We start from the raw sequence: 18,869 nt of genomic DNA, 5'->3' as shown, positions 1-18,869 counted from the left end.
CCCTCCTCGAGGGAAACCACCCCGGAGCGGGATTCACGAACCTCTCCGTTCGAATCTAAGAAAGCAGCACTATCGTGACGCGCACTTACACCCCCAAGGCTGGCGAAGCTCAGCGTGACTGGGTCGTCATCGACGCCTCTGACGTCGTTCTCGGCCGCCTGGCCTCGCACGCCGCCGCGCTCCTGCGCGGCAAGCACAAGCCCACCTTCTCCAACCACATGGACATGGGTGACTTCGTCATCATCGTGAACGCCGACAAGGTCGCGCTCACCGGTCAGAAGCTCCAGAAGAAGATCGCCTACCGCCACTCGGGCTACCCGGGCGGTCTGAAGTCGACCACCTACGCCGAGCTCCTCGAGAAGAACCCGGTCCGCGCCGTGGAGAAGGCCGTCCGCGGCATGCTCCCGAAGAACAAGCTGGGCGCTCAGCAGCTCACCAAGCTGAAGGTGTACTCCGGTGCCGAGCACCCGCACTCCGCGCAGCAGCCCACGCCGTACACCCTCGACCAGGTCGCCCAGTAAGCGCCGCTTCTCACTAAGGACATACTCGTGGCTGAAATCCAGGACTCCACCGACTTCCCGCAGAACTTCTCCACCTCGACTCCTGAGTCCGAGGTCGTCGAGACCGCCGCTCCGCGCGTTCTCAGCGTCCCGGGCGCAGCCGTGGGCCGTCGCAAGCAGGCCATCGCCCGCGTGCGCCTCGTCCCCGGCTCCGGCGTGATCACGGTCAACGGCCGTACCCTCGAGGACTACTTCCCGAACAAGCTGCACCAGCAGCTGATCACCGACCCGTTCACGGTTCTGAACCTCACCGGCGCCTACGACGTCATCGCCCGCATCTCGGGTGGCGGCGACTCCGGCCAGGCCGGTGCTCTGCGCCTGGGCATCGCCCGTGCGCTGAACGAGATCGACGCCGAGAACAACCGCCCGACCCTGAAGAAGGCCGGCTTCCTCTCGCGCGACGCTCGCGTCATCGAGCGCAAGAAGGCCGGTCTCAAGAAGGCCCGCAAGGCTCCTCAGTACTCGAAGCGCTGATCCGCTCACAGTCCTACATGGCACTGTTCGGTACAGACGGCGTGCGGGGTCTCGCCAATGGCGAGACCCTCACCGCCGGACTTGCGCTCACCCTGGCCCAGGCGACTGCCGTCGTCCTGGGCCAGGGCCGTATTGCCGAGGCCCGCAAGGCCGCCGGCAAACGCCTCACTGCAGTGGTCGCCCGCGACCCCCGCATCTCGGGGCACTTCCTCAGCGCCGCCGTCGAGGCGGGTCTCGCGTCTTCGGGCGTCGACGTGCTGGATGCCGGCACGCTGCCGACCCCGGCCGCCGCGTTCCTGATCTCCGACATCGACGCCGACTTCGGCGTGATGATCTCGGCGTCGCACAACCCCGCGCCCGACAACGGCATCAAGATCTTCGCCCGCGGCGGAGTGAAGCTGCCCGACGTCGTGGAGCAGCGCATCGAAGAGGCGATGACCGGTCCGATGCTGGAGCCCACGGGCGCGGACGTGGGTCGTGTGCGCCGGTTCTCGGATGCTGAGGACCGCTACGTCCTGCATCTGCTGGGCTCGCTGCCGCACCGCCTGGACGGCCTGCACGTGGTGCTGGACTGCGCCAACGGCGCAGCATCCGGCGCATCGCCCGAGGCGTTCCGCACCGCGGGCGCGAAGGTGACCGTGATCGGCGCCGATCCCGACGGCATCAACATCAACGACGGCGTGGGCTCGACCCACCTCGAGAAGCTGGCCGCCGAGGTCGTGCGGGTCGGGGCGGACGTCGGCATCGCGCACGACGGCGACGCAGACCGCTGCCTGGCGGTCGACGCCGACGGCAACGTCGTCGACGGCGACCAGATCATGGCGATCCTCGCCGTGTCGATGAAGCAGCGCGGCAAGCTCAAGGACGACACGCTCGTCGCCACGGTGATGAGCAACCTGGGCCTGCACGTCGCGATGCGCGAGCACGGCATCACGGTGCGTCAGACCGCCGTGGGCGACCGTTACGTGCTCGAGGACATGAACGCCAACGGCTTCTCGCTGGGCGGCGAGCAGTCCGGCCACGTGATCATGAGCGACTTCGCCACCACCGGCGACGGCGTGCTCACCGGTCTGCACATCGTGGCCGAGATGGCCCGCACCGGGAAGTCCCTCGCCGAACTGGCATCCGTCATGACGGTGTACCCGCAGGTGCTCATCAACGTGAAGGGCGTCGACAAGGATCGCGTCGACGACGAAGCAGGTGTGCAGGAGGCGGTGCGCGCCGTCGAGGCTGAGCTCGGCGAGACCGGACGGGTGCTGCTGCGTAAGTCTGGCACCGAACCGCTCGTGCGCGTGATGGTCGAGGCGGCGGACGCCGCCAGCGCTCAGGCCCATGCCGAGACGCTGGTCGAGGTCGTGCGCACGCACTTGTCGCTCTGACACACTGCTGAACGAAAGAACGCGGGTCCCGGATGCTCCGGGGCCCGCGTTCCTCGTCTGCGTCAGCGTGCGACGATCAGGTGCCGAGGCGGCTCGATGCGTGCGATCGCGATCTTCACCTCGACGAGTTCGGACTGCACGCTCTCGATGCGAGCGCTGAGCCTGCCGTCGACAGCGTCGAGCTTCGCCTCGAGAGCGTCGATACGGGCGCCGAGTCTGTTGTCGACAGAGTCGAGCTTGGTGTCGAGTGCGTCGATGCGCGCGCCGAGCTTCGTGTCGAGTCCGTCGGTCTTCTCGTCGATGCGTGCGGTGAGCTTCCCCTCGAGTGTGTCCATGCGATGGAGCATCCACGCGAACCCGGCGAACATGCCGACGCCGAGCGTGATGAACGCTGACAGCGTGGCGATCAGTTCGGCGGACATGTACATACCTCCATTGTGCGTGATCCATGCGGGGCGCGCGACCGAATCTACGCGACGCATCGGGCGGCGGAGGCCGCAGACGCTGGAGCTGTGCAGAAACAGGCACCGGACGACAGGTGTGCAGAACGAGACCGCTCTGCGGCTCAGGGCTCGACGAAGTCGAACGTCATGTCCTCGGGGCTCGGGCCCCACGGGTCGAAGATGATGTCGGGATCGTAGACGTCGACGCTGCGCTCGACCGGCGGTCCCCAGAAGCCGTCGGCGTCGAGCGCGCGGAACGTCAGGTGGTACCAGCCGCGCGAGTTCATGCGCAGGCGCTTGACCGCGTGCCCGGTGTCGTCGAGCGCGATCATCGCGGAGTGCCCGGTCATCGACTGCACCCAGATGGTTCCGTTCGCGGGGCCCGTGAGCGCGATCACCAGCCCGGTGGTCTGCGCCTCCTCGACCTGCATGTCCTCGAAGCCGGCGAGGCCCTCGAACCCGGTCACCTCGATCGGCAGCACCGTGAACTCGCCGGTCACCACCGGCGACGACGTCTCGGCGTCGTACGCCCAGACGCTGTAGGTGTGCGTCCCCGCAGCCGGCTCGAGGCCGCGCGGGTCGAAGCTCCACGCGCCGTCGCCCGCCACGGCGGGCGTGTAGCGTGTGCCGTCGACCTCGACGGCGACGGAGGATCCCGTGCTCGCGACGCCTCCGATCACGGGCGCGAGATAGCCGGTGGATGCGGCGGGCGTGCTCACCCCGGGCGAGGGGGCGGGCGCCGACGCCGGATCACCGGGATCCGTACCGGGGGAGGTGCCAGGGCCGGGAACTCCCGGTCCTGCCGCACCCGGCCGCTCCGGCCAGGTCGGCAGCGTGTCGGGGTCGTCCACCAGATCGACCGAGTCGATCGTCGGATCGTCGTTGTGCCGTCCGGTGCGCGGCGGCTCGACGGGCGCGGGCGCCGGCGCTGTCGCCTCCGGCGTCGGGCTCGGCGCCGGCGACGGCAGAAGAGCGGATGCCGCGGGCGTGGCATCCGGCGCCGGCGTGGCCGGTGCAGCGACGTTCTCGGTCGGGGCCGGAGCCGGTGGCGGGATGATTCCGGTGAGCGCGCCGGTGATGATCAGCCCGCCGACCAGGAGTGCGCCCAGGCCACCTGCCACCAGGCCGGTGGTGAGCGCGATTCCGGAGCCGACGGCGGCCGCGGCGGTGCCCACGGCGAGTGGGGGCATGCCGGGGATGGTGATACCGAGCGCACCGAACCCGACTGCGGCCAGCGTCGTGTTCTGCAGGCGTACGCCGGCGATGCGCATGCCCGCGAGCACGTCGGCGCAGGTCGCGCAGCGGGCGACATGTGCGTCGACCTCGGCGCCGAGCGCGGCATCCGCGGGCCCCGCGAGATACCGGGGGAGCAGACGGGCGACATGCGCCTGGTCGTCGCGCAGCGCCACCGGGACCTGCCTGCTGAGCCACTGCAGCTTCAGTCCTCCGCGGGCTCTGCGCTGCAGCGCCGAGACGGCGTTCGGTGCGAGTCCCATCTGACGGGCGATCTCGGGGCGGCCCACGGCGGCGACCTCCGACAGCCACAGCACCTGCTGCCAGCGCTCGGGCAGCTCCTCGAACGCGCCGAGCAGGTCGGCGGCGTCCGCTTCCCGCTCGATGAGGCTGAGCGCGTCGCGCGGATCCACCCGGTCGACGTCGTCGCTGTCGACGACGCGGCCGGCCTCCGCACGCCACTGCACCGCGGTGTTGCGCATCACCGCCTTCAGGTACGACCGGAAGGCGAACGTGGGCCCCTTCGACGTGGTGGTCACCTGCTGGTAGATCGCGAGGAACGATTCCGAGACCAGGTCGTCGGCGCGGGACGGATACAGCCGGCGGGCGTGCTTGTACGCGGCTCCGACGTGCCGGTTCCAGAGCGCGGCGTACGCCTGACGGTCGCCGTCGCGGAGCGCACTGAGCAGTTCGGCGTCGCTGCGCGGATCCTGCATCGTCCCTCCCCAGGCGCGTCGCCCCCGCGACGCGGGACCGGGCGGCCGGAAGCACCCGATCAGACCTTCATTATCTCCGAACTCTCCACGAGGACGTCGATGCAGCCCCGGGCCTCGCGCCCCAGCACGGGTCCTCCCCAGAGCCGCGGATGCCGGCTCGAGTTCCGGCATCCGTCAGCGGGGCTGCATCGACGGGGTCCGTTCGGGGGGACGCGGTGCGCGCAACGGAGCCCACTGAAGAGGAGTGGGCTCCGTCCAGAAAGTGACGCGGAGGGGAGAACTACTTCTGGGTCGCCGCGTACTGCGGCACCGTGTCGTTCTTCAGCGCGTCCGAGAGCGCCCGCAGACCGTCCCAGTCGGGCACCACGATCGACTGGTCGCCGACCGTGCCGGTGCCGTTGGTCGGCGAGGTGAGGAACATCATGTCTTCGGAGCGGACGTCCTTCATCTCGAGTCCCAGCTGCGCGGCGACCTGGGCGTTCAGGCCGGAGTCGACGGCGAGGAACTTCGAGATCGCCCCGACCGAGTCGGCGATGCGCGCCGGGTTGGTGAGCGTGTCCTTGCTGATGAGCTCGCCGACGAGGCCCTTCACGAAGGCCTGCTGGTTGCGCACGCGCTGGTAGTCGCCGTCGGTGAACGGGTAGCGGGCGCGCACGTAGGCGAGGGCTTCGTCGCCCTCGACGGTGATCTCACCCTGGGCGAAGTCGAAGCCGTCGGAAGAGAACCGGATGGCGTTGTTCAGGGTGACGCCGTCCACCGCTTCTGAGAGACCCTTGAAGCCTTCGAAGTCGACGATGGCCACGTGGTCGATCGGCACCTCGAAGATGCCCTCGACCGTCTGCACCAGCAGGGGCACACCGCCGAACGAGAGCGCTGCGTTGATCTTGTTCTCGCCGTGGCCGGGGATCGGCACCCAGTTGTCGCGCATGATCGAGATGATCTGCACGCCGGAGCGATCGGACGGGATGTGCACGAGCATGATCGTGTCGGAGCGCTGCCCGCGGATGTCCTCGACGTTCTTCCCCATGGATCCGCGAGTGTCCGACCCCAGAAGCAGGATGTTCCTGCCGTCGGGACTCTCAGCGGGGACAGTCGGTCGCGTCGTCGGGTCTGGGAAGACCTGCGAGTCAGGCAGCTTCTCGGCCTGGTCGTACAGCGACGACAGGTGTCCGAGATAGACGGCGCCGGTCACAGCGGCCGCGATGATGATCCCCAGAACCGTGAACACGATGACCCACGGCCAGCGACGGCGGCGGGTGCGCACAGGCGCCTCTTCGGGCGCGAAAATATCGGTCACCGGATCATTCTCGCGGATTCCGCTGTAAGGACGCCTCTAAGGCGCATGATCGAGCGAGCGGTGGTCGCACGTCAACTCTTGCCCGCGGAGTCTTCGATCGCATCGAGCAGCGCAGGGAACCCAGACGACGGGTTGTCATGCGGTGATCCTCGCCCGTTCCGTGCGTGTCGCTCATCGAGTCGTAGCGCGCGGTCAGTCGCTTCTCTGCGACGAGCGACAAAGGCTGCGCCGTCGATTGATTTGTCCCTCACGCCGGGAAGTGCTTGTGCCAATCTCTCTGCGTCTGCGGTGGTCAGCGACGCGGTCTGATCCTGATGATGCAGAATCAGCCAGAGTTCGAAGCACGGATTCGAGACGACGACCTTGACTCCGTGCCGTTCGGCGATGCGTCGCGCCTCTTCGAGATTCGGATGGTCATCGATGTCGAATACGCACCAGACTTCATCGACCTCTGGCTCGTCCGCCTTCTGGGCCGCGAGTTTCACGAGCCTGTGCGGCACGGCATGCTCGCTGACGATCTCGATCTTCAAGGAGGTGCGGTCGCGCACGCCTGGCAGGGATTTGAGAGCAGTGATGTATTGAGGCTCCGTCAACCGCCCTTCGGTGAAAACGCAGATCGTGCGTCTCTCAGTGCGCGACCCGATGCCGCGAGACAGGGAGCGCCCGCCCTTCCGCCGCGCCATCAGCTCAGGAGGCCGAGCGCGTGCATCAGCTCAGTGCGGTCAGTGTCAGGGAGCGCGCCGAACCGCCCGGCGAGGTAGGCATCCCCGATGTCCTTGCCCTTGCGAATGCGGCCGCCTGCGAAGTCCGAGAGGGCTCCGAGCCGCGTCGAGCCGTCAGGCCGTTTCTCCGTCAGCCAGACCTCGTCGCGATTCAGATGCGCGAGCAGGCTCGTATCGTGAGATGTGAAGATGATCTGCGCATTCGCTGGATTCGTGTCCTTGTCGCGGAAGAGGCGGATCAGCTCCGCGGTCAGAGCAGGATGCAGGCTCGAGTCGATCTCGTCGACCAGAACGATGGTCCCGTTCTGCAGGGCCCAGAGCGCCGGTCCGATCAAGCTGAACCAGCGGCTGGTTCCTTCCGACTCCTGGTGGAGGTCCAGCGCCTGAACTGCATCACCGGTCTCGTGCATGAGTTGGGGGATGCGTCGCATGCGGATGTCGCCGTCCACGACTTCGACCGGTTCTTCGCGAAACGAGACGTCGCTGATACCGAGGTCGGCGAGCCTAAGGAGCGCGAGAGCGCGCTCCCGCGAGGGCGAACCGGCGCCATCGAAGTCGAACAGCGTGGGTGGCGCATCGAAGATCTTCTCGGTACGACTCATGCGGTCCACGAACCCACCGGGATATCGCCGGAAGCGGCGGAGCGACGAATGACCGCTGAGGTTCTGTATGTCTGTCATGGCGTCGATGACTGGACCGACCTTGGGTGATCCGAATCTCCGCATCGCCGACAGGGCGAGTGTGCGCTCAGTGATGAGCTCGCGCGCTCCGGCCAGCTTTCCGAGTCCGGTCTGGAGCGTCAGATCGTTTCCTTCGCGGGTGAAGACGCGCTTGCGGCGCCCCTCCGGGTACTCGTACAGGGACTCGTAGTGCACCCGCTCCGAATCGAGCTCGAGCTCGTACTCATGCCGAACGCCGTCGATCGACAAGTCGAGGATGAAAGAAGTCGTCCTCGTCGGCCACTGGCCGAAAGCGTGCGGCTCGACAGGGATCCCGTCGTCCCAACGACGCAGCGAATCGAGGATCGCCGTGCGCACCCAATCGATGGCGGCGAGGATGCTGGACTTGCCGGAGGCGTTGGGGCCGAAGATCGCTGCGCGCGTGAGAAGGTGCTCCTTCAGCCGCGCTTGCGGACGTGCCGATTCCTGGTCGGAGTCGATCGCGACCAGCGACAGCGCGACTGAATCCGCGATCGAACGGAAGTTGCTGACCTCGAATCGGATGAGCATGCTCAAATTCTAGCCATGCCATCGATTTGAGGCACTATTTCGTCAAATCTTGACGAATATGTGCATGGATCCTGGTCGGAGCATCATGCCCCCGCGAAGCCGTTCGGGTTCTGCGACTGCCAGTTCCACGTGTCGCGGCACGCCTCGGCGAGCGAGCGGGTGGTGTGCCAGTCCAGTTCGCGGTTCGCCTTCGTCGGGTCGGCGATCGTCGTGGGCAGGTCGCCGGGGCGCGGCGCCACGACCTGGTAGGGGATCTCGCGGCCGGCGGCATCGCCGAACGCCTTCACCACGTCGAGCACGCTCTGGCCCTCGCCCGAGCCGAGGTTGTACGTCTCGACCCCGGCCTTCAGGTGCTCGAGGGCGGCCATGTGGCCCTCGGCCAGATCCATCACGTGGATGTAGTCGCGCACGCCGGTGCCGTCGTGCGTGGGGTACTGGTCGCCGAACACGCTGAGGTGGTCGCGGCGGCCCACGGCCACCTGTGCGACGAAGGGCATGAGGTTGTTCGGGATGCCGGAGGGGTCTTCGCCGATGCGGCCGGACGGGTGCGCTCCCACCGGGTTGAAGTAGCGCAGCAGCACGGCCTCGAGCTCGGGCCAGGCGACGTGCACATCGCGGATGATCTGCTCGTTGAACGCCTTCGTCCAGCCGTAGGGGTTGGTGATGCCCTGTCCGACGGGCTGCGTCTCGTCGAGCCGCTCGACCCCCTCGGCGGGGGTGCCGTACACGGTCGCCGACGAGCTGAAGACCAGCTTGCGCACGTCCTTCTCACGCATGATGTCGAGCAGGTTCAGCGTGGAGTTGAGGTTGGTGCGGTAGTACTCCGAGGGCTTCGCGACCGATTCGCCGACGGCCTTGAGCCCGGCGAAGTGGATGGCCGCATCGAAGTGCTCCTTCTTCAGCGCAGCATCCGCCGCCGCGCGGTCCGCGAGATCGCACTCGATGACATCGATCGTGCGGGAGGTGAGGTCCTGCACCCGGTCGATCGCTTCGCGGCTGCTGTTCGAGAAGTCATCGAGCAGCAGGACGTCGTGACCCGCCTCGAGCAGGACGAGAGCGACGTGGGATCCGATGTAGCCGGCACCGCCGGTCAGAAGAATGCGCACGAGCATGAGACTACCTGTGCCTGCCGAGAGGGGATGCCAGGATAAGGAGCGTGAAGGGGATCATTCTCGCTGGGGGATCGGGTACACGGCTGCATCCGATCACGTTGGGCGTCTCGAAGCAGCTGGTGCCGGTGTACGACAAGCCGATGATCTACTACCCGCTGTCGACGCTGATCCTGGCGGGCATCCGCGACATCCTCATCATCACGACGCCGCACGATGCCGCCCACTTCGAGCGGCTGCTCGGCGACGGGTCGCAGTTCGGGATCTCGCTGAGCTTCGCTCAGCAGCCCTCGCCCGACGGCCTGGCGCAGGCGTTCACGATCGGTGCCGATTTCATCGGATCGGATGCCGTGGCGCTGGTGCTCGGTGACAACCTGCTCTACGGCCCGGGGCTCGGACGGCAGCTGAAGCGGTTCTCGCAGGTCGACGGCGGGGCGGTGTTCGCGTACTGGGTGGCGGAGCCTTCGGCGTACGGAGTGGTCGAGTTCGACGCATCCGGCGCAGCGGTGTCGCTGGAGGAGAAGCCGGCGCAGCCGAAGAGCAACTACGCCGTGCCGGGGCTGTACTTCTACGACAACGACGTCGTGTCGATCGCGCGGTCGCTGAAGCCGAGTGCGCGCGGGGAGTACGAGATCACGGACATCAACAGCGCGTATCTGGAGCGCGGCAAGCTGCAGGTGGAGGTGCTGCCGCGCGGCACCGCGTGGTTGGACACCGGCACCTTCGACCAGATGACGGATGCCGGCGATTACGTGCGCACGATGGAGCGCCGCACCGGCATGAAGATCGGCGCCCCCGAGGAAGTGGCCTGGCGGCAGGGCTTCCTCTCCGACGACGAGTTGCGCATTCGAGGCGAGCAGCTCGCGAAGTCGGGGTACGGTGCGTATCTGCTGGGGCTGCTGGAACGGGGAGAACGATGAAGCTGCTGGTCACCGGGGGTGCCGGGTTCATCGGGTCGAACTTCGTGCACCACGTCGTGGAGCACACCGATCACCGGGTGACGGTGCTGGACAAGCTGACCTATGCGGGCAACCGAGCCTCGCTGGCCGGGCTTCCCGAGGACCGGGTCGCGTTCGTGCGGGGCGACATCGCGGATGCCGCGGTCGTGGACTCCCTGGTCGCGGATGCGGACGCCGTGGTGCACTACGCCGCGGAGTCGCACAACGACAACAGCCTGCACGACCCGCGTCCGTTCCTGGACACGAACATCATCGGCACGTACACACTGCTCGAGGCGGTGCGTCGGCACGGGGTGCGGTTCCATCACATCTCCACCGACGAGGTGTACGGCGATCTGGAGCTCGACGACCCGGAGCGGTTCACCGAGAGCACCCCGTACAACCCGTCCTCGCCGTACTCGTCGACCAAGGCGGGTTCGGATCTGCTGGTGCGGGCCTGGGTGCGCTCGTTCGGCGTGCAGGCGACGATCTCGAACTGCTCGAACAACTACGGGCCCTACCAGCACGTGGAGAAGTTCATCCCCCGGCAGATCACGAACGTGATCCGCGGCATCCGGCCCAAGCTGTACGGCGCCGGGCTGAACGTGCGCGACTGGATCCACGCCGACGACCACTCCTCGGCCGTGCTGACCATCCTCGAGAAGGGGCGCATCGGCGAGACGTACCTGATCGGCGCGGACGGTGAGAAGGACAACAAGACGGTGGTCGAACTGATCCTGACCCTGATGGGGCAGGATCCGGACGCGTACGAGCACGTCACCGATCGAGCAGGGCACGACCTGCGCTATGCGATCGACTCGAGCAAGCTGCGCGAGGAGCTGGGCTGGATGCCGAAGTACGGCGACTTCGAGGCAGGGCTGCGAGCGACCATCGACTGGTACCGGGAGCACGAGGACTGGTGGGCGCCGTCCAAGGACGGCGTCGAGGCCTTCTACGCGGAGAAGGGGCAATGAGCGCCCTTCGTCTCGTCGCCGGCGCTCCTCGCTCAGGACCCGGTGGGCCGGACCCTGAGCGAGCGAAGCGAGACGAAGGGCGTTCGCGATGAAGGTCACAGAGACGCCCATCCCCGGCCTTCTCGTCGTCGACCTGCCCGTGCACGGCGACAACCGCGGCTGGTTCAAGGAGAACTGGCAGCGCGAGAAGATGGTCGCCGCCGGTCTTCCCGACTTCGGCCCGGTGCAGAACAGCATCGCCTACAACGCCGCCGCCGGCACCACCCGCGGCTTCCACGCCGAGCCCTGGGACAAGTTCGTCTCCGTGGCATCCGGCCGGATCTTCGGCGCCTGGGTCGACCTGCGCGAGGGGCCGACGTTCGGCGAGACCTTCACGATCGAGGTCGGCCCCGACCGCGCCGTCTTCGTGCCACGCGGCGTCGGCAACTCGTATCAGACGCTCGACCCCGACACGGTCTACGCGTACCTGGTGAACGACCACTGGTCACCCGACGCCGAGTACTCGTTCCTGAATCTGGCCGACGAGACCGCCGCCGTGAACTGGCCGATTCCCCTGACCGAGGCGGTGCTGTCCGACAAGGACAGAGCGCATCCGCGGCTCGTCGATGTCGAGCCCGTGCCGCCGCGCAAGATCCTCGTGCTCGGTGCGGATGGGCAGCTCGGGCGGGCGCTGCGCGCCGAGCTGGGTGACGCCGCGCACATCGAGTTCGCCGCGCGCGCCGACTTCGATCTCACCGCTCCGGATGCCCGGCATTGGCGCGCCTACGGCACGATCATCAACGCCGCCGCGTACACCGCGGTCGATGCCGCCGAGACCGCGGAGGGGCGGGCGGCTGCCTGGGCGGCGAACGTCTCGGGCGTGGCAGCGCTGGCTCGCATCGCGACGCAGCACGGCCTCGCTCTGGTGCACGTCTCGAGCGACTACGTCTTCGACGGATCGTCGGAACGTCCCTATCGCGAGGACGACCCGATCAGTCCGCTCGGCGTCTACGGGCAGACGAAGGCCGCGGGAGACGCCGTGGCGGCCACCGTGCCGCGGCACTGGATCGTCCGCACCAGCTGGGTGATCGGAGACGGACGGAACTTCGTGAGCACGATGGCGGGTCTCGCCGACCGCGGCGTCGACCCGAAGGTGGTCGACGATCAGTTCGGGCGTCTCACGTTCACGGCTGACCTCGCCCGCGGCATCCGGCACCTGATCGAAACGCAGGCGCCGTACGGCACGTACAACCTGACCGGCACGGGCGAGCCCGCGAGCTGGGCGGAGATCGCCCGCGAGGTCTTCGCCCTCGGTGGTCACGACCCGGCGCGGGTGACGCCGGTGAGCACCGGCGAGTACTTCGCCGCCGCGTCCGGACCGGTCGCCCCGCGCCCCCGTAACAGCGTGCTCGACCTGGCGAAGATCGAGGCAGCCGGATTCCGGCCGGGCGACTGGCGCACGGGGCTCGGGGAGTACCTGGGCGGCTGACGCGTTTCGTCTCGCTCCGCTCGCTCAACGACCGCGAGGGGAGCCCGGGGGATAATGTCTTGGGGGACATGGTCGTTCGGCCATGGATGGGGAGTTTCATGCGCATTTCGGTGATCGGCTGCGGATACCTGGGAACCGTGCACGCCGCGGCGATGGCATCGCTGGGACACGAGGTCGTGGGGATCGACGTCGATGGCGGCCGCGTCGCCCGGCTCGCACAGGGAACCCCGCCGTTCTTCGAACCCGAACTGCCCGAGCTGCTGGCCGACGGGATCGCGTCGGGCAGGCTCACCTTCACGACCGACTACTCCGCGGCTCGGGGCAGCGACGTGCACTTCCTCGCGGTCGGCACCCCGCAGCAGGCCGGCGGCCACGCGGCCGACCTGTCGTACCTGCACTCCGCGGTGGACAGCCTGCTGCCGCAGCTGCGCCCGGGCGATGTCGTCGCGGGCAAGTCCACGGTGCCGGTCGGCACCGCGGGTGCGCTCGCCGACCGCTTCGCCGCCGTCGGGGCGGAGCTGGTGTGGAATCCGGAGTTCGTGCGCGAGGGCCGCGCGGTGCGCGACACCATCGCGCCCGACCGGATGGTCATCGGCGTCGCCGCGGGCGAGGCGGGGGAGCGCGCGGTCGAGGTCCTGCGCGAGGTCTTCCAGCCCGCGCTCGCCGCCGGCACCCCGCTGGTGGTGACGGATCTCGCGACATCCGAACTGGTGAAGTCGGCCGCGAACGCGTTCCTCGCGACGAAGATCTCGTTCATCAACGCGATGGCCGAGATCGCCGAGGAGGTCGGCGCCGACGTCACGCAGCTGGCGGATGCGATCGGCTACGACGAGCGGATCGGACGTCGCTTCCTCGGCGCCGGCATCGGGTTCGGAGGCGGATGCCTGCCGAAGGACATCCGGGCGTTCGCCGCGCGCGCGGAGGAACTCGGCCGTGGGGAGTCGGTGTCGTTCCTGCGGGAGGTGGACGCCGTCAACCTGCGCCGCAGGGACCGCGCTGTGCAGCTGGCCGTCGACAGTCTCGGCGGCTCGGTGTTCGGCAAGAGGGTCGCGGTGCTCGGCGCCGCGTTCAAGGCGAACAGCGACGACGTGCGCGATTCTCCGGCGCTGGATGTCGCGGTGCGCCTGCACGGGATGGGCGCCGTCGTGGTGGTGTCCGACCCGCAGGCGATCGAAAACGCCCGTCGTCTGCATCCGCAACTCGCCTACGGGTCCTCTGACGAGGCGATGCGCGGAGCGGATGCCGTGATGGTGCTGACGGAGTGGGGCGAGTACCGCCGGCTCGACCCGGTGCACGCGTCGACGCTCGCCGCGGGGCGGATCGTGATCGATGGTCGCAACTGCATTGACGCCGACGCCTGGCGCGCGGCCGGCTGGACCTATCGCGGCATGGGCCGCCGCTGACGCGGGCGGACGTCAGGCTGCGACGAGCAGGCCGGTCTGCTCGAGCGCGCTGAGGAAGCCCTCGATGCCGTCCGGACCGAAGTCGACGACGGCATCGAGCGTGTCCACCTCGGTGCGCAGGGCGTCGGCGGTGTCGATGCCCTCGTCGAGGAGCACCCAGATCAGCCAGGCGGCATCCTTCAGCTCGAAGAGCTGGGCGGTGTCGAGCCGGGCGATGTAGGCGATGCTCTGCGCGCGCCCGCCGTCGGTGCCGTCGACCCAGGCGACCTCGGGGGCGATGGCGTAGCGGCTGCTCATCGCGGTGTCCTTCCGAGCAGGTGCCGGGTCAGCGAACCGGCACCCTTGGCGACGCGGGCGACCTGCTCGCGGGCGATGTCGAGCGGTCGCGGTTCGCGGCCGAGGCGGATGCGCAGGTGCGTGCGGTTGACGCGCGCGGCCTGACGGATCACCTGCCAGCGCTCCCCGAACGAGCGGGCCGAGCGATACCGGGCGGCCCATTCGTCGAGCCGGTCGAGGTCGGTGCTGGACCAGTAGCTCCACAGCGCGTGGTCTGCCGCGTCGCCGTGCCGGTCGAGTTCGCCGATGCCGGCGGCGAAAGCCGTCTCGGCGCGCAGCTCGACGGCGAGGGCGCGCACCTGCGGGCGCAGCTCGTCGGGGCAGCGCATCCATGCCTCGGGCGCCTCGTCGCCGTGCGAGCGGGCCGCGTGCAGGCTCTGCACCAGTACCTGTGCGGGCACCGACAGCGCCGAGCATCCGCGGTGGGCGATCTCGGTCGCTTCGCGGTCGCGCCATAAGCGCTCGAAGGTCTCGTCTGCGGGGAGGAGCGGACCGGGGATGAGGCGGTGCACGTCGGCGTAGGTCCACGACGGGTGGGTGAAGTTCGCCGCGTGGCCGAAGGGCGATCCCTCTTCGAAGCCCGTGTAGAGGGTCCAGCCGTCGTCCTGCATGGCGGTGAGGAAGCGCTCGAGATGGGCGGGGCGCACCAGCACGTCGGCATCCGACGAGTCGTGCCGGCCGGCGCGCAGCGATCCGCGCGTGGCGGGTCCCTTGATGTGCAGGATGTCGACGGAGGCCCGTTCCGCGGTGCGCTGCAGCGCGGCGTGGGTGAGGTGACTGAGCGCCCAGACGGGAACCTCGGGCGCGTTCATGCCTCTACCCTAGAGGGGAATCGGAGTCGGGCCGGAGGGGATGGCGGATTGGATACGACCGAGGACTCGCTGGTGCTGCGGTTGTTCGGCGAGCGCTGGTCGATCGACCTCAGCGGCTACGCCGATCCGTCGCGTCACGCCGATGAGCTGCGCGGGCTGTGGGCCCGATCCGTGGACGATGCGCCGGGGGATGCCGACGTGGTGCTGAGCCCGGTGACTGAGGGGGCGTCGGATGCGCTGCATCCGCGAATCGCCGACCGCACCGACGGCGCGTTCCCGTACGCGTTCTCGCGCGCGGTGACCCAGGCGGCGATCGCCCGGCACGCTGGTTCCGCGTTGCTGCTGCACGCGGCGGGGCTGGTCTCGCCGGACGGCGGCCGCTGCGTGGTGATGGTGGCTGCATCGGGCACGGGCAAGAGCACGGCGGCGCGCACGCTGGGGCAGGACTTCGGATACCTGAGCGACGAACTGATCATGGTGGATGCCGATCAGCGGGTGCGGGGGCTGACCAAGCCGCTGTCGATCATCGTGCCCGGCTTTCCCGGCGGCAAGGAGGAGTCCTCTCCGGATGCGCTGGGCTTGGGCCCTACGCCGGCCTCGCCTCCGGCTCTGGCGGCACTGGTGAGCCTGTCGCGCGAGCCCGAGGCCGGGGCGCCGCAGTTGGAGCCGATCAGCCTGCACGACGTGATCGCCGAGGTGGTGCCGCAGACGTCGTCGCTGTGGCGCGTGGAGCGTCCGCTGCAGCACCTCGCCGAGGCAGCGTCGCACGGCGGCGGGCCGTACCGGCTGCGTTACGCCGAGATCGCGGAGGCGCGCGAGCTGGTCGCCGGACTGTTCGAGAAGACGGATGCCGCGCCGCCGGCCTGGCAGGAGCACCTGCCTGGCGAATCGGATCGTTGGGTGGCGGATGACGCTTCGATCGGCGCTCCCGGCGATCGGCTGGTGCGCGCGCCGTGGACCGATGCGATCGAGCAGGACGGCGAGATCTCGGTGCTGGCGGGATCCCGCTTCACCCGCGTCGCGGGCATCGCCGCGACGATCTGGCTGCTGTGCGCCGAGGCGCACAGCGAGGGTGAGCTGGTGGATGCGCTGACGCGCGAGCACGGCGAGCACCCGGATGCCGCGGAGCTGGTGCGCTCGGCGGTGGGGGAGCTGCGGGGGCGGGGGCTGCTCACGGCGGTCGCTTCGTCTGGCGTCTCACCGCGCGGTTCCTGAGCGAGCGCAGCGAGACGAAGGGCGTTCAGGAGCCGCGAAGCGAGACGAAGCGTGCCTGCGTTCCCTCGGTCGTTGAGCGAGCGAAGCGAGACGAAACGCGCCCTCCGCAAGCGATATCCTGACCGCAGCGCAGTCCCTCCGAGGGGCCGGCGGGATGCGCAGGGGAGAAGCAGTGGCACGAAGCGACGGGCAGCCGATCTGGATCGCGACCAATCATGGTGCGATCGGCGGCGGCGAAGTCATGCTCCTTCGCATCGCCGAGGCGCTGCAGGAGCTTGATCGTGATGTCACGATCGTCGCTCCCAGCCATCCGCCGACGCTTGCCGAGGCCGCTCGGGAGCTGGGGCTGGACGTCGAGGTCCTTGACTCGCATGACCGGGTGACCTGGATGTTCGCGCTGCGACGCTGGCGGAGGCGGCATCCCGATGGGCTTCTGTGGTGCAACGGAATCGTCCCATCAACCGCAACGGCGGGTTTGCGACGCCGCATCGTGCACCTGCATCAATACCCCACGGGGCTGAACCGCCTGTTCGCGCGCCTCGCCCGTACCCATGCACTCGCGATGCCGGTGCCTTCCTACGACATGGCGCGGGCGATCCCCGGTTCTTGTGTGCTGCCGAACTGGACGGTGCGCTTCAGCCCATCGACGCGGCAACGCGCTGACGGGGAACCCTTCGTCGTGGGGTTCCTCGGCCGCCTCGGAGCGGACAAAGGCGTGCACGTGCTCGCTGAGGCGATGGGAGAACTGGAGCGAAGGTATCCGGGGCAGTTCCGGCTGCGCCTTGCCGGTGAATCCCGATTCGTCGACCGCCGATCGGCTGCGCTCGTCAACGACGCCTTGGATGCCGTTGAAGAGCTCACGGATCGTGTCGGCTGGGCTGAGCCACAGCACCTATTGGACACCGTGGACGTGCTTGCCGTGCCATCGCTCGCGCCCGAGCCGTTCGGGCTGGTCGCGGCGGAGGCGATGGTCGCACGTGTGCCGGTGGTGGTGACGGATGCCGGGGGGCTTCCGGAGGTCGTCGGCGAGGGTCACGGACTCGTTGTCAAGGCTGGGGACGTGGGGGCACTGGCTGATCAACTCGCGGCGTTGGCGTTCGGCGATGTCGATGCCGATCTGGATGCGCAGGCAGAGCGCTGGGAGACGGAGTTCTCCCCGGACGCGGGGCGCGAGCGGTTGGCTCGTCTGCTCGAGCGCGTCGAGCAGACGGTGCCGGTTCGCTAATTCATCGTCGGGCTCTTGATGGGCGCGAGCAACCTTGCCAGTCCGATGCCCAGCACCAGGAATCCGATCGGTGCGAAGAACACCTCGCCAAGGCGCGTCGCGCACAGGAAGATGATGAGCGTCGCCGCGGTGATCGAGCGCGACTGCAGTGTCAGCACGTCGACCTGAACCCGAGTGCTGAGGCCGAGCCCGGTGATCGCGTACATCGCAAGCACGACGACGAGCAGCACGAGACCGCCCTCGACGACGAGCGCTTCGTAGGAATTGTGGAAGAACCAGGTGCCTGAGTCGAGATTGACCGTGGCCTGGCCGAGCCCATTGCCGTACCAGGGCGCCGCTTGAGCTTTCAGCGAGGACGCGGTGTCGATGCGCATGCGGAACTCGTCCGAGCCCTCGCGGGTGACGCTGTAGTCACCCCAGGTGGAGAGGTTCGCGTCGGCCCAGAGAAACAGCAGCACGCAGCCGAGCAGCAGCACGATCTGGAATCCGCGCCGTAGCCACCGCGATCCGAACAGGAAGAGCAGCGAGATCGCGAATGCCGCCATCGTGGTGCGTGAGTCCGTCGCGACGATCGCGGCAGCGCCGCCGATCAGGATCAGGACATGGAGCCAGGTTCGCCGCACAACGAACAGCAGCAGGACGGCGACCACCGCGTACACCAGAGCTGCGGCGTTCTTGTCCTGCAAATACCCGGTGAGCTTCCCCTCGTAGTCGTCAGGTGCGACGCCGACATAGAACAGCACGGCGTTGAGCGCGAGCGCGAAGCCGAGTCCCTTGAGCACTGAGCCGATATCGATGCGCCCACTGGCGAGGAACGCCGCGAACAGCATCAGCACGGCGAGGTTCCCCGCACGTCGCTCGGGCGCCAGCCCGTTCGCCCAGGTCTCGACGACGAGGAACAACAGCAGCAGCGGCGTCATCAACGGATACCACCACGCTGTCGCGAACGATCGGGTAGGACGTCGGAACAGTGCGACGCCGATCAGCACGATGGCGGCCAGCTGCGGAATCGGCAGTGGAACGCCCGGCACAGCGATGCGATAGATCAACAGCATGCCCAGCAGCGCATCGATGATACGTGCGGAGTGCCCGGCGGGCACCAGGACGGGTGCCGGAATGCGTGCCGCCCATCCGGATGTCGACGGCGCGGGCGCGCTCAGCGCGCTCGTCGTCACTCCCGGATGCGTTCGAGTCATACCTGCCATTCTCATGCATCGGGGGTCACGCGCGTCTCACGCGGACGAGCACCTGGCATCAGCCCGGTATCATGACCCGAAGGAGACGCAGTTTACGCGGTGCGAGTTTGGGGACGGTGCCGCTCACGCAAACGCGCATT

General features: G+C 68.4%; 18 protein-coding genes. 9 read left to right on the top strand and 9 right to left on the bottom strand.

From position 1 onward, the window contains the following. The first annotated feature begins 74 nt into the window (after positions 1-74). The 3 genes from rplM to glmM are packed head-to-tail and all read left to right on the top strand — an operon-like array spanning position 75 to position 2,413. Positions 75-521 (top strand): 50S ribosomal protein L13, encoded by a 447-nt coding sequence (rplM, locus tag DY023_RS02065; RefSeq protein WP_116240685.1) that lies wholly within the window; start codon positions 75-77, stop codon positions 519-521. Between the two features lie 27 nt (positions 522-548). Continuing rightward, the gene (gene rpsI / locus DY023_RS02060) at positions 549-1,034 is read left to right on the top strand and encodes a 30S ribosomal protein S9 (RefSeq protein ID WP_116240684.1); all 486 of its coding nucleotides are present in this window, start codon (positions 549-551) and stop codon (positions 1,032-1,034) included. A gap of 17 nt (positions 1,035-1,051) precedes the next feature. After that, positions 1,052-2,413 (top strand): phosphoglucosamine mutase, encoded by a 1,362-nt coding sequence (gene glmM, locus DY023_RS02055; RefSeq protein WP_116240683.1) that lies wholly within the window; start codon positions 1,052-1,054, stop codon positions 2,411-2,413. 62 nt (positions 2,414-2,475) lie between these two features. Here glmM and DY023_RS02050 read toward each other — a convergent pair whose 3' ends face one another. From DY023_RS02050 to galE, 6 genes are all read right to left on the bottom strand, one after another. Then, positions 2,476-2,841: a response regulator gene (locus DY023_RS02050; protein WP_116240682.1), complete on the bottom strand. Its 366-nt coding sequence runs from the start codon at positions 2,839-2,841 to the stop codon at positions 2,476-2,478. 137 nt (positions 2,842-2,978) lie between these two features. After that, entirely contained in the window at positions 2,979-4,805 is a 1,827-nt protein-coding gene (locus DY023_RS02045; RefSeq protein ID WP_181905687.1) for a sigma-70 family RNA polymerase sigma factor, read from the bottom strand. A gap of 280 nt (positions 4,806-5,085) precedes the next feature. Further along, positions 5,086-6,102, bottom strand: a complete 1,017-nt coding sequence (locus DY023_RS02040; RefSeq protein ID WP_245958543.1) for an LCP family protein — start codon at positions 6,100-6,102, stop codon at positions 5,086-5,088. Positions 6,103-6,173: 71 nt separating this feature from the next. Then, positions 6,174-6,785 (bottom strand): RloB family protein, encoded by a 612-nt coding sequence (locus DY023_RS02035; protein WP_116240679.1) that lies wholly within the window; start codon positions 6,783-6,785, stop codon positions 6,174-6,176. After that, on the bottom strand, positions 6,785-8,053 hold the full coding sequence (locus DY023_RS02030) for an AAA family ATPase (protein ID WP_116240678.1): 1,269 nt from the start codon (positions 8,051-8,053) through the stop codon (positions 6,785-6,787). The genes DY023_RS02035 and DY023_RS02030 overlap by 1 nt, the downstream gene beginning before the upstream one ends. A gap of 83 nt (positions 8,054-8,136) precedes the next feature. Next, a complete protein-coding gene (gene galE / locus DY023_RS02025; RefSeq protein ID WP_116240700.1) occupies positions 8,137-9,159 on the bottom strand; it encodes a UDP-glucose 4-epimerase GalE in 1,023 nt (340 codons plus the stop codon). 50 nt (positions 9,160-9,209) lie between these two features. On the opposite strand from galE, the gene rfbA reads away from it, so the two are divergent. From rfbA to DY023_RS02005, 4 genes are all read left to right on the top strand, one after another. Beyond that, positions 9,210-10,082: a glucose-1-phosphate thymidylyltransferase RfbA gene (gene rfbA, locus DY023_RS02020; RefSeq protein WP_116240677.1), complete on the top strand. Its 873-nt coding sequence runs from the start codon at positions 9,210-9,212 to the stop codon at positions 10,080-10,082. Beyond that, positions 10,079-11,074 carry a dTDP-glucose 4,6-dehydratase gene (gene rfbB / locus DY023_RS02015; RefSeq protein ID WP_116240676.1) on the top strand — a complete coding sequence of 332 codons (996 nt, stop codon included), beginning with the start codon at positions 10,079-10,081 and terminating at the stop codon, positions 11,072-11,074. The genes rfbA and rfbB overlap by 4 nt, the downstream gene beginning before the upstream one ends. An 88-nt stretch (positions 11,075-11,162) precedes the next feature. Continuing rightward, positions 11,163-12,542, top strand: a complete 1,380-nt coding sequence (gene rfbD, locus DY023_RS02010) for a dTDP-4-dehydrorhamnose reductase (RefSeq protein ID WP_116240675.1) — start codon at positions 11,163-11,165, stop codon at positions 12,540-12,542. Positions 12,543-12,640: 98 nt separating this feature from the next. Then, a complete protein-coding gene (locus DY023_RS02005) occupies positions 12,641-13,945 on the top strand; it encodes a UDP-glucose dehydrogenase family protein (RefSeq protein WP_116240674.1) in 1,305 nt (434 codons plus the stop codon). Between the two features lie 12 nt (positions 13,946-13,957). Here the strand turns inward: DY023_RS02005 and DY023_RS02000 are convergent, their stop codons facing one another. Beyond that, the gene (locus DY023_RS02000; protein ID WP_116240673.1) at positions 13,958-14,242 is read right to left on the bottom strand and encodes a hypothetical protein; all 285 of its coding nucleotides are present in this window, start codon (positions 14,240-14,242) and stop codon (positions 13,958-13,960) included. Next, positions 14,239-15,093 (bottom strand): nucleotidyltransferase family protein, encoded by an 855-nt coding sequence (locus tag DY023_RS01995; RefSeq protein WP_116240672.1) that lies wholly within the window; start codon positions 15,091-15,093, stop codon positions 14,239-14,241. The genes DY023_RS02000 and DY023_RS01995 overlap by 4 nt, the downstream gene beginning before the upstream one ends. Positions 15,094-15,141: 48 nt before the next feature. Here DY023_RS01995 and DY023_RS01990 point away from each other — a divergent pair, with 48 nt between their 5' ends. Beyond that, positions 15,142-16,308 carry a PqqD family protein gene (locus tag DY023_RS01990; protein WP_116240671.1) on the top strand — a complete coding sequence of 389 codons (1,167 nt, stop codon included), beginning with the start codon at positions 15,142-15,144 and terminating at the stop codon, positions 16,306-16,308. 172 nt (positions 16,309-16,480) lie between these two features. After that, complete coding sequence (locus DY023_RS01985; protein WP_245958542.1) at positions 16,481-17,533, top strand: glycosyltransferase family 4 protein; 1,053 nt, start codon at positions 16,481-16,483, stop codon at positions 17,531-17,533. Here DY023_RS01985 and DY023_RS01980 read toward each other — a convergent pair. Continuing rightward, positions 17,530-18,729, bottom strand: a complete 1,200-nt coding sequence (locus DY023_RS01980; RefSeq protein WP_147303243.1) for an O-antigen ligase family protein — start codon at positions 18,727-18,729, stop codon at positions 17,530-17,532. The genes DY023_RS01985 and DY023_RS01980 overlap by 4 nt on opposite strands. Positions 18,730-18,869: the final 140 nt, after the last annotated feature.

This window comes from Microbacterium bovistercoris, assembly GCF_003387575.1.
Lineage (GTDB): Bacteria > Actinomycetota > Actinomycetes > Actinomycetales > Microbacteriaceae > Microbacterium > Microbacterium bovistercoris.
Note: the sequence above shows the minus strand (reverse complement) of the source record. Positions and strands in the feature narration are given on the sequence as shown.

Coding starts and splice junctions, on each gene's coding strand:
- DY023_RS02050 (WP_116240682.1), bottom strand. CDS start 2,841: ATGTACATGTCCGCCGAACTGATCGCCACGCTGTCAGCGTTCATCACG.
- DY023_RS02000 (WP_116240673.1), bottom strand. CDS start 14,242: ATGAGCAGCCGCTACGCCATCGCCCCCGAGGTCGCCTGGGTCGACGGC.
- DY023_RS02045 (WP_181905687.1), bottom strand. CDS start 4,805: ATGCAGGATCCGCGCAGCGACGCCGAACTGCTCAGTGCGCTCCGCGAC.
- glmM (WP_116240683.1), top strand. CDS start 1,052: ATGGCACTGTTCGGTACAGACGGCGTGCGGGGTCTCGCCAATGGCGAG.
- rfbB (WP_116240676.1), top strand. CDS start 10,079: ATGAAGCTGCTGGTCACCGGGGGTGCCGGGTTCATCGGGTCGAACTTC.
- DY023_RS02030 (WP_116240678.1), bottom strand. CDS start 8,053: ATGCTCATCCGATTCGAGGTCAGCAACTTCCGTTCGATCGCGGATTCA.
- DY023_RS02005 (WP_116240674.1), top strand. CDS start 12,641: ATGCGCATTTCGGTGATCGGCTGCGGATACCTGGGAACCGTGCACGCC.
- DY023_RS01995 (WP_116240672.1), bottom strand. CDS start 15,093: ATGAACGCGCCCGAGGTTCCCGTCTGGGCGCTCAGTCACCTCACCCAC.
- rfbD (WP_116240675.1), top strand. CDS start 11,163: ATGAAGGTCACAGAGACGCCCATCCCCGGCCTTCTCGTCGTCGACCTG.
- DY023_RS01980 (WP_147303243.1), bottom strand. CDS start 18,729: ATGACTCGAACGCATCCGGGAGTGACGACGAGCGCGCTGAGCGCGCCC.
- DY023_RS02035 (WP_116240679.1), bottom strand. CDS start 6,785: ATGGCGCGGCGGAAGGGCGGGCGCTCCCTGTCTCGCGGCATCGGGTCG.